Raw genomic sequence first — 10,324 nt, 5'->3', positions numbered from 1 at the left:
GTGGACCGCCGCACTATCGCACGCCCGCGTTGCCGAACGGGGTGTCAGTGCGGACCGGCTGATATCGCGCGCCCGGTGTTACCGCGAACCGCCCGCCGCGCGCACCGCGGTGTCCGAGCAGCTTCCCGTCGCGGGGAGCATGCCGAGCCGGTCCTGACGGCCGGAGGTGATGCGCTCGCAGCCGAGCCGTTCCCGCAGCGCCTTCGTGCGCTCGGCGATCGCCCGCAGCATCGCGGTGGACTCGGTGAACCGGGCGCGGGCCGGGGCCGGGATCCCGGGACGCAGCCGGTCCAGCTGAAGCTGGCGGGTCCGCGCCCAGTCGCGCAGCTGGGTCAGTGCGCTGCCGCCGCCGTTGGTGCCCAGCTGGATACTCGCCCGCGCGGCCGCGCTCGACTCGCTGTCGAAGTCCTGCAGCGCGGCGAGGTAGTTGGCCGGGCTCGCCGAGTGGTCCGCGTGCAGCGCCTCGAGGTCCGCTACACGGTTGGCCGCCACGTCGAGCCGCTTGCGGGCCTGGGCGTCCGCATCGATGGTGAGCCCGAGCGAGGCGTTCTCCACCCCGCGCTTGAGGCCGTAGAAGGGCTGACCGGGCAGCGCGTCCCGGGATGCGACGACCCCGATCGCGCCGAACACCAGCAGCAGGCAGCAGGCGGCGGCGAGGACGATGCCGAACCGGGAACGCCGGTGCTCGCCCGCGCGCGGTATCGGGGCGGGGGAGGGCTGCGCCTGGCTGGCGGGGCCGAGCTCGCCGAGCAGGCCGACCGCGATACGGGCCCGGGTCGCGGTGGGCAGCACGACTGTCTCCGCGCGCTCCCGCAGCCGTGCGACGATCCTGGCGTCCTCGGTGAACTCCGGGTCCGGGGTTCCCTCCACGGCGTGCTCGAAGCGTTCGTGCGCCGCCGCGGGTCCTAGCCGCATCGCCCTGTTCACCCGTCCGCTCTCGCGTGCCTTTCCGACAAGTGGGCAACGATGGGTAACCGGTCCGGGTTACGGCGTGCGCGCAAGCCAACCCGTTCGGCGGACGGCGGAAGGAGGGGACTAGCGCAGTTCCCGCGGCATCAGCGCGGCGAGCCTGCGCACCGCACGGTGCTGCAGTGCCTTGATCGCGCCCTCTCCGCGCTGCATCACCTCGGCGGTCTCGGCCACCGAGAGCCCCTGGAGGAAGCGCAGGGTGACCACTTCCCGCTGGTCCTCGCCGAGCCGCGCCACGCAGCGCATCAGCTCGTCGTTGGTGGCGTCCGCGATGACCTGGTCGTCCGGTCCGGACCGGGTGATCTCGGCGACCGGCGCGGCGTCCGAGGGGTCGGCGGAGGCCAGCTCGAGGCGGTAGCGGCTGGACTTGACGTGGTCGAAGATCAGGTTGCGGGCGATGGTGATGAACCAGGCGCCGACATCGCGGCCCTGGTAGGAGATGGTGCCGATGCGCCGCAGCGCCCGCAGGAAGGTTTCGCTCGTGACATCCTCGGCGAGCGCGCGGTCCTTGACCCGGAAGAGCACGTAGCGGAACACCACGTCGACGTAGTGGTCGTAGAGCAGACCGAACGCGTGCTGATCGCCGTCCTGGGCGCACTCCACGAGCCGCCAGTTGTTCTCCTGCTTGCTCTCCTCGCAGCCCGGCTGGCCGTCGGGTACCGCGTACAGCACCCGTGCGGTGGACTCGGTGCCTTGTGTCACCTGGAAGCACCTCCCTGTGCCCGCTGCGGTTCACGTTGCGAAAGCAGTCCGAATGTTACTGCTGGGTAGGCACTGTGACCAGATCGGGTTGCCAAGTTATTGCCGTTCTGCGTGGATCCACTCACGATGAGGTGCATCACACAATGCCATGCTGTGGGTCCGTCTCCGGTTACGCGGGGGCGGGATGGTGTTTCGGACAGTACTGCATGAGGAGGCAGTGGATGGCGCGCAATGTCGCTGATCTCGTTCGCTCGGCGGCCGCCCTGGTGCCCGACGGGACCGCGCTGCTCGACCAGCGCACGGACCGGATGCTGACCTGGGCGGGCCTGGATGCCGAGGTGGATCGGCTCGCGCGTGGTTACCTCGGCGCGGGGCTCGAACCGGGCGACCGGGTGGTGCTCAGCGCGCCCACCAGGATCGAGACCTGCCTCGCGGTGTTCGGGGTGTTACGTGCCGGTGGAATTCTCGTTCCGGTGGCGCCAGATTCCCCCACGCGGGTGATAGGGACCGTCATCGCGGACGCCGGAGCGCGGTTCGGGATCGGTGTGTCCGGGGTTCCGGAGCTCACCCCGGGTGACCCGGTGGACACGCTCCCGGAGGCCGGGGGCGAGGACATCGCGGTGCTGTGCTTCACCTCGGGCACCGCGGCGGGACCGAACGGGGTGCGGTTGTCCCACCGGGCGCTGCTGGCCAACGTCGAACAGTGCGCGCGGATCGAGCCCGCCCCGGTCACCGCGCAGGACACGCTGCTGCTCTGCCTTCCGCTGCACCACATCTACGGGCTCTCGGCGGCGCTGTTCCAGGTGGCCGCGGCCGGGGCGAGCGCGGTGCTGCTCGACGGTTTCCACCCGGACGAGGTGCTCGACGCGCTCGGTGCCCGCCAGGTGACCTCGCTGATCGGGGTGCCGCCGATGTACGCGGCCCTGCTGGACCGGGGCGCCGAACGGCTGGCCAAGGCCTGCGCGCGGGTACGGCTGCTCACCTCCGGGGCCGCGCCGCTGCCGGAGGCCGTGCTCAGCGGGATCCGGGAGGCGACCGGACTCGAGGTACACGAGGGATACGGGCTCACCGAGGCCGCTCCGGTGGTGACCTGGTCGCTGGTGTCCGGCACGGCCAAACCCGGCTCGGTCGGCAGGCCGATCCCCGGGGTGGAGCTCAAGCTCGTGGACAACGACGGAAGCGAGCTCCCGGAACCGGACGAGTCCGGCGATGACAACGACGAGGGGCGCATCGCGATACGCGGGGACAATCTGTTCTCCGGGTACTGGCCGGACGGGGAACGCGGTCCGGATGCCGAAGGCTGGTTCGTCACCGGGGATGTGGGCTACCTGGACGCCGAGGGAGATCTGCACCTGATCGACCGCGAGGGCGACCTGATCATCGTGAACGGATTCAACGTGTTCCCGCACGAGGTCGAGGAAGTGCTGGACGCGCTGCCCGGGGTGCGCGAGGCCGCCGTCATCGGGGTACCCGACGAACGGACCGGTGAGGCGGTCAAGGCGGTGCTCGTCCCGGTGGGGGAACTGACCGAGGAGGAGATCCGCGCGCACTGCGCCGCGCGGCTGGCCCGGTTCAAGGTGCCGAGCGTGATCGAGTTCGCCGAAACCCTCCCGCACTCGCCGACCGGGAAACTGTTCCGTCGTAAGCTCCGGGGATGACGCAAGTGACCCTGCTCGGCCGGGACAACTGCCCGGCGTGTGCCCGGGCCGAGTCGGACATCGAACGGATCTGCGGTGAGCTCGGCGTGCCCTATTCGGTCACCGATGTGGACACCGATCCCGAACTGCGCGCCGAGTACGGGGACCGGGTCCCGGTGATCCTCATCGACGGCGCGGAACACGGCTACTGGGCCGTCGAAGAGGATCGGTTGCGCGCGGCTCTGGGTTAGGAGAGTCCAGGGTCGGCCTGCGTGGCTGGTCCAGTGGCGGAACCTCCGGTGCCCTCTCGCTCCGGGATCGGCCTCCTCATGTATCCCCATACACCACGTCGGCGCTGTCCTCGCGAGAAAACACCGGAGAACCCGCCGCGGTGCAGGCTGCGTGGGTGGAGGAAGCGGCTACGCCGCTGAGAGAGCCTTCGCTGGCGTTAGGAGTTGTCGTTGTCCGATTCCATTTCGAGGACGGCGCCGTCCTGTTTGCCGACGTCGACCTCGATGCGACCCTTGCTGCTGTCGGCGATCTCGACCTCCCAGGTCGGTTTGCCCTTGGCATGATCGGATTCCACGTTGAGCACCCGGCCGCCGTACTTACCGGTGGCGATCTTGCCTGCTTTGTCCTTGTCGACCGGGCCGCTGGATTCGGTGTGCGAGACCGGTTCCTGCTGGTGCCCGTTGTCCTTGGCGGGCGCCTGCTCGCCGCCGGAGCAGGCGGCGAGCACTCCGGCCGTGGCCGCGGCGAGGACGGTGAGCGCGATCTTCGTGCGCATGGGACTCCTTCCACTGTGAACCACCCGCTACCGTGCCACTACGCGCGCGTGCTCGCATCGGGGGAAGGCTCAGGGTCCGCCCTGAGATCGTTCACCTCCAGGACGGCAGCCACATCTCGGCGTTCCAGTGTTCGACCGAGATCGAGTCGCCGTTGAGAATCGGCCAGAGCCACACGAAGTTCGCGACGACGAGCCCGACATAACAGGCGACGACGAGCAATCCGGTCCGGCGGCGTTCGTAGCCATCGGTGGCGCGGCCGAGGATCTCGCCGAGTACGAGGGTGATGCCGAGCACCAGGAACGGCACGACCGGGGTCATGTAGAAGAAGAACATCTGCCGGGACTCGTCGATCATCCATGGCAGTACCCCGGCCAGGTAGGTGATAAGCACGGTGGCGTAGCGCCAGTCGAATCGGCCGATGGTGCGCCACACGGCCCAGCCGAGCACGGGCAGCGAGAGCCACCACATGGCCGGGGTTCCGATGATCATGGTTCCGGCGACGCATTTCGGGGCCCCGCAGCCGGTGGCCGCGCCGTCGTAGGAGTAGAGCATCGGCCGCAGGCTCATCGGCCAGCTCCACGGTTTGGACTCCCAGGGGTGCTGGCCGGCCGATTTGGTGGTCAGGTGCACGTGGAAGTCGAGTACGTTGCCGCTGTAGTACCACAGGGAGCGGAGCGCGTCCGGGATGAACCACCAGTTCGACTGCGCGCCGATGCCCTCACCGTTGTACGAGTAACCGCCCGCGACATGCCGTTCGATTCCCGTCTCACTGGCGAACCAGCCCCACCAGGTGGCCAGGTAGGCCAGGACCGGGATCACCAGCAGTGCCCACAGCGCCGGGGCCAGATCCCGGGTGAGGGCACCCAGCCAGGGGCGCTGCACACCGGCCGCGCGGCGTGCGGTGGCCGTGTAGAGCATGCACAGGATGCCGAACAGGGCGGCCCAGTAGGAGGCGTCCCACTTCACCCCGGCGGCGAGCCCGATCAGGATCCCGGTCGCGAACCGCCACCAGCGGAACCCCAGGCGGGGACCGAACCGGGACTCGGTCGCCCAGCCCTGATCGACCGCGGTGGCCAGCCGGTCGCGCACCTGGTCCCGGTCGGCCATCAGGGTGGCGAACGCGCCCAGCAGCAGGGTCGCCATGAACACGTCCAGCATGCCCATCCGGGACTGCACATGGGAGAGCCCGTCGCAGATCAGCAGGACCCCGGCGATCGAGCCCAGCAGGGTGGAGCGGGTCAGCCTGCGCGCGATCCGCACGATCAGCACGACCATCGCCACCCCGGCGACCGCGGAGGCGAACCGCCAGCCGACTCCGTTGTAGCCGAACAGCCATTCGCCGATCGCGATGAACTCTTTGCCCAGCGGCGGGTGCACGGTCAGCTCGTAGCCGGGATTGTCCTCGATCCCGCCGTTGCGCAGCATCTGCCAGGCCTGGGGCACATAGTGCTTCTCGTCGAAGACCGGTGCGCCGCCCTCGGTCGGCGAACCCAGGTCCTGCAGCCGCACGATCGCCGCGACCACCGCGAGGGTCAGCGTGGCCAGCCAGCCGCGCAGCCGGTCGGCGGGCATCGGCTGATTCAGCCGGGCGAACGGGTTCGCCACGTACAGCCCCGGCGGCGGGGCGACCGGAGGGACCGCGCCGTCCGCGACGACGCCGAGCCTGGGTTCGCGGACGCGGGTACTCACGGCGCACCATCGTAGAGTGAGCGGCGTGAGTGATGGATCTGGTGGCGGCCTGCTGCTCGCGGCGACTCCGCTCGGTGATGCCCGGGACGCGTCGCCGCGGCTGGCCGAGGCCATCGAGAACGCCGATGTGGTCGCCGCGGAGGACACCAGGAGGCTGCGCGCGCTGTGCGCGGTGCTCGGGGTGTCCCCGCGCGGGCGGATCGTGTCCTATTACGACGCGGTCGAGGCCGCCCGCACACCCGGACTGGTGGAGGCGATCGAGTCCGGCTCGCTCGTCGTCGTGGTCACCGATGCGGGTATGCCCTCGGTCTCCGACCCGGGGTTCCGCCTGGCCGCCGCCTGCGCCGAGCGCGGACTGCGGGTGAGCTGTGTGCCCGGGCCTTCGGCGGTGACGGTGGCGCTCGCGGTCTCCGGACTGCCCTGCGAGCGGTTCTGCTTCGAAGGGTTCGCCCCGCGCAAATCCGGGCAGCGGCGCAGCTGGCTGGACGAACTGCGCACCGAGCGCCGCGCCGTGGTGTTCTTCGAATCCCCGCACCGCATCGCGGCCACTCTCGCCGATGCGGCCGAGGTGCTCGGCACGGACCGGCGCGCCGCGGTCTGCCGGGAACTCAGCAAGACCCACGAACAGGTGCTGCGCGGCGGACTCGGGGAGCTCGCCGAAACGACGGCCGAAGGGGTGCGCGGGGAGATCACCGTGGTCCTCGAGGGCGCGGCCGCCCCGGAACCGGCCGCCGCGGCGGATCTGGTTCCCGAGGTGCTCGCGCTGATCGCGGAGGGGGAGCGCACCAAGACCGCGGCCGCGACCGTCGCCGAACGCACCGGGGTCTCCAAGAAAACCCTCTACGACGCGGTGATAGCGAGCAAAAACCCCGGCGACTGAGTCAGCCGCCGGGGTTTCCCCTCTGAACGGATCAGCCTGCCGTGTACGAGTAGGGCAGGGTCGCGATCACCTCACCGGTGCTCTCGCCGGGGATGCCCCCGGAACCGGCCGGGACCCCGGGTTCGGTTACCAGGTTCAGGTGCCCGGCCACGTGCGAGCCGGCCTTGCCCGGGGTGATCGTCACCGCGATGTCCGCGGTCTGCCCCGGCTGGATCACCAGCGGGCTGGCCTTCTTGGCCGCCGGATCCACCGAGGGCAGGAACGGGTCACCCGTGGAGGAGGTCACCGTCCGGTCGAAGCTCGCCGTCTCCAGTGAGGCGGTGATGCTCGCGTGCCCCTTGGGCGCCCCGGAAGCACCGAACGGCCCGATCTCCTGCACCGAGACCGGCCAGGTCCCGAGGCCGAGCCCGCCGGTGGATTCCTCGATCCGGGTGGACGAGACCGTGGAACCGGCCTTGCTCTCGTCCAGATCACCGAACTGCTCGATGCCCGCGGTCGGGTTCTGCACCTGCAGCTGTGCGGGCACGCTCGCCGAGGACACCGCCGTGAGCGCGCGAGTGTCCGGCGGAACCAGATAGCCGGGACCCTGCTCGGGCGGCTGCGGCAGATCCACCTCGCCCTGCCCGGCGACCGGATTCGCCTGCTGGGTCATGGTGTCGTTGCCACGTGCGTCCAGCCCGACCGCGATCGGCGCGACACCCGGGTTGGTGACGTGCACGGTCGCCGTCGCCGCCTTGCCGGGGGCGAGTTCCGCGGTGCCGCCCGGCAGCCCGTCGGCCTTCGCGGTCAGCTTGTCGTACCCGACCGTGCCGGTGAACCGCTGGCTGATGTCCTTACCGCTGACCGGGTTCTGCACGACGACGATCAGCTTCCAGCGGCCGGGTATCGGGTTCGCGTGGAACAGCTGCATTCCCTTGCCCTGCTTGTAGTTCCCGTCGCCGGTCGGCACGTTGTTCGAGCTGACGCCCGCGGTCTCGCCGTTCGGGTCCACGAGGATCCCGTCGACCAGGTCGCCCGGGTCCTTCGCCAGCTGGAGCGAGACGTCGAGGTCGCGTTTGCCCGCGGGCACGTCCAAGCCGTAGCTGAACGTCTGCCCCGGCGAGGAGGCCCGCGCGTTGCCACCGGTGATCGTGCCGGAGAACCCGTCGGTCACCAGGCTGCGCAGGACGACCGGGACCGAGGTCTGGTGCCCGCCCGCGCTGCCGATGGTCACCGCCGCGCTGGTGTCCCCGCTGTCGGCCGGAATCGGCATCCGCACGCCGACCGGGGCGCTCTGGCCCGGGGCGAGGTGCAGCAACGGAGTGGTGACCTGGCCGTGCGGAACGGCTCGCTGGGTGCTGGTGTGCAGTTTGACCGGGCCGGTGTAGCTGCCCGCTCCGTCCGCCGCGGAGTAGAGCACCGCGGTCCACTTTCCGGCCGCCGGTTTGCGCACGTCCACATTGGCGTAGTCGGCGCTCTGCTCACCGCCCTGTGGCCGGGAGTTCGCCACGAAGGTGCCGTCCGGGGCGAGCAGCGACATCCGGATCACCTTGTGCGCTCCGCCCTGCCAGGCCAGCTGGGTCATCAGCCGGTCGGCGCCCTGTGGCACGTCGAACCGGAGCTTCTTCGCCGTCCACGCCGAACCGTCGAAGTTGGCGAACGGCTCACCGTGCTTGGCGTCGAAGGTGTCCTGGATGGTGTTTCCGGACTGTTCGGCGAAATCCCGGGTACCGAGCGCGACGGTCTGCGGCTTCGAGCCGTTGTTGGTGACCGTCACCGTGCCCTGCTCGGTGCTTCCCGGCTTGCCCTGCAGATCGAGCTGGTCGGTGTGCACCGCCAGGCTCGACGAGTCACCGCGCGCGGCCTCCACGGCGGCGCGCGCGTCCAGCAGTCCGGTTCCCTGTTCGTCCGAAGGCAGCCCGAGATCCTTGGTGCTGGAGGTGATGAATCGCTTCACCTGCGCCGGATTCGGGCTCGCCCCGCCGTGTGTGTCCCGATAGGACTGGATGACCAGCGCGGCCACCCCGGCGGTCAGCGGTGCGGATTCGCTTGTCCCGCCGAAGGATTGCAGATCCGCGCCCTTCGGTGGGGACTGGAAGTTCTGGCATTCCGCGTAGGAGGGTTCGCAGTCGGCCCAGTTCCCCTCGCCGGGCGCGACGAGGTCGATGGTGCGCCCGTTCGTGGTGAATCCGGAGGAGGACAGCGCGGAAATGTTGTCGTTGACCCATTTCCCGTTGGAGAAGCCGAAGGCCGCGTACCCGGTCTGCGCGTAGAGCCGGTTGTCGGTCGTGGCGCCGACCGCGATGACATTGGGGTCGTCCGCGGCGGGGGAACCGATCGTCCCGGTGATCCCCGCGTCCCCGCTCGACGCGGTCACGGTCACGCCGGCGCGCACCGCGTTGTCGTTGAACACCTTGACCATGTTGCGGGTGCCCGCGTCCGGATACGGGTTGGAACCGAGCGATTCGTTGAGCACGTCGACGTGATCGACGGTCACCGCGTAATCGATCGCCTGCAGGATCGCCGAATCCGTGGATCCGTTGCCGAACACGTTCAGCCCGACGAGGCTCGCGCCCGGGGACACCCCGCGCACCACCACGTTGCATCCCTTGGGCAGCGGGTGTTTCTGGTTCACCACGGTGGAGAGGTCGTGCACCACCCGGCCCTGTGCGGCGATCGAGGAAGCGTCCCCGTACGCCTCGGCGCCCGCTTCCTTGGTGTTCGGCCCGCTGCCGGAGAAATCCTTGTAGTCGGCGAATACCTTGCTGCCGTCCGCGCGGACGAAATCCGCGTAGTTGGGGTTCATGTTGTCGGCGAGGAATCCGACCTTGACGCCGTTGCCCGAGGCGAGCTGATCGGCGCTGTTCGGTTTCGTCGCCGCGTTGATGGAACCGAGTGCCTCCGGTTCGACGAGTGGTTTACCCGGATCCTTGGGGCAGGTCTGATTTCCCGGCTGGGTACGGGCCGGGGGAGTCTTCGCCGCGTTCCCCGATTGCCGTGCGGCGGAATCGGGCCCGGATTCCGGTGCGGCGATCTTCGCGTCCTTGGTGACGCTCGCGACCGCCGGATTCGCGGAGAGCGCGGCGGCCTGTTGTTTGGTCACCGTGGCGGCGAATGCGTTGCCGAGCGTGAAATGCTTGATATCGCGCGGTTTCGGCCCGAGTAGTTTGCCGAGGATCGTGTTCTGTGCCTTGGCCGCCGCGCCGCGGCGTTCGGCCGAACGCGTCGCCGGTTGCTGCGCCAGCTGATCGCGTAACATCACGATAACGGATTCGGTGCCGTCACCGGCATTCCCCGATTGCGGTGCGGCCGCGGCCTGGCCGGCGGCGGCCATGCTCGCGAACATGGCCGCCGCGGTCACCGCGGCGATCGAGTTGCGCACGGAGCGCGAAACTCTGCATCGCGAATTTTTTCCCTGCATGTCCCTGCGTCCTCTCCGAGAATGAACGGAGATGACTATTGAACACCGAGGGGCATCACGCAAGGGGTCGATCGGTGGTTTCACCGCGGCACGGAAGGGCGGAATTAGTGCGGAATGTCCGTATTTTCCGGCGCGGCGGATTCACATTCCCACCAAGGCCCGCGCATAGTCCTTTTCTCAGCGGCGAAGCCGCATTTACCCGGCTGCCCGCCGGCACCGCGGCGGGGTTCCGCCACCGGATCCGCCAAGCAAGTCCGCT

General features: G+C 69.6%; 8 protein-coding genes. 3 read left to right on the top strand and 5 right to left on the bottom strand.

All coding sequences use genetic code 11. From position 1 onward, the window contains the following. Positions 1–78 precede the first annotated feature (78 nt). Both AD72_RS20955 and AD72_RS20950 read right to left on the bottom strand, forming a co-directional pair. Entirely contained in the window at positions 79–915 is an 837-nt protein-coding gene (locus tag AD72_RS20955; RefSeq protein ID WP_051898840.1) for a DUF5667 domain-containing protein, read from the bottom strand. 120 nt (positions 916–1,035) lie between these two features. Then, positions 1,036–1,641 (bottom strand): sigma-70 family RNA polymerase sigma factor, encoded by a 606-nt coding sequence (locus AD72_RS20950; protein WP_051898843.1) that lies wholly within the window; start codon positions 1,639–1,641, stop codon positions 1,036–1,038. 251 nt (positions 1,642–1,892) lie between these two features. Here AD72_RS20950 and AD72_RS20945 point away from each other — a divergent pair, with 251 nt between their 5' ends. Continuing rightward, the gene (locus AD72_RS20945; RefSeq protein ID WP_031468235.1) at positions 1,893–3,329 is read left to right on the top strand and encodes an AMP-binding protein; all 1,437 of its coding nucleotides are present in this window, start codon (positions 1,893–1,895) and stop codon (positions 3,327–3,329) included. Continuing rightward, positions 3,326–3,559 (top strand): glutaredoxin family protein, encoded by a 234-nt coding sequence (locus tag AD72_RS20940; protein WP_031468234.1) that lies wholly within the window; start codon positions 3,326–3,328, stop codon positions 3,557–3,559. Before AD72_RS20945 ends, AD72_RS20940 begins: the two co-directional genes overlap by 4 nt. Positions 3,560–3,756: 197 nt before the next feature. Here AD72_RS20940 and AD72_RS20935 read toward each other — a convergent pair whose 3' ends face one another. Both AD72_RS20935 and AD72_RS20930 read right to left on the bottom strand, forming a co-directional pair. Beyond that, positions 3,757–4,095: a PepSY domain-containing protein gene (locus AD72_RS20935; protein ID WP_031468233.1), complete on the bottom strand. Its 339-nt coding sequence runs from the start codon at positions 4,093–4,095 to the stop codon at positions 3,757–3,759. Between the two features lie 91 nt (positions 4,096–4,186). Continuing rightward, complete coding sequence (locus tag AD72_RS20930; RefSeq protein WP_031468232.1) at positions 4,187–5,785, bottom strand: dolichyl-phosphate-mannose--protein mannosyltransferase; 1,599 nt, start codon at positions 5,783–5,785, stop codon at positions 4,187–4,189. 25 nt (positions 5,786–5,810) lie between these two features. Here AD72_RS20930 and rsmI point away from each other — a divergent pair, with 25 nt between their 5' ends. After that, positions 5,811–6,665 carry a 16S rRNA (cytidine(1402)-2'-O)-methyltransferase gene (gene rsmI / locus AD72_RS20925; protein ID WP_031468231.1) on the top strand — a complete coding sequence of 285 codons (855 nt, stop codon included), beginning with the start codon at positions 5,811–5,813 and terminating at the stop codon, positions 6,663–6,665. 31 nt (positions 6,666–6,696) lie between these two features. Here rsmI and AD72_RS20920 read toward each other — a convergent pair whose 3' ends face one another. Further along, positions 6,697–10,026 (bottom strand): S8 family serine peptidase, encoded by a 3,330-nt coding sequence (locus AD72_RS20920; protein WP_031468230.1) that lies wholly within the window; start codon positions 10,024–10,026, stop codon positions 6,697–6,699. Positions 10,027–10,324: the final 298 nt, after the last annotated feature.

Origin of the sequence: Sciscionella sediminilitoris, assembly GCF_000737195.2 — a bacterium.
GTDB lineage: Bacteria > Actinomycetota > Actinomycetes > Mycobacteriales > Pseudonocardiaceae > Sciscionella > Sciscionella sediminilitoris.
This window is presented reverse-complemented; position numbering and strand designations above follow the sequence as displayed.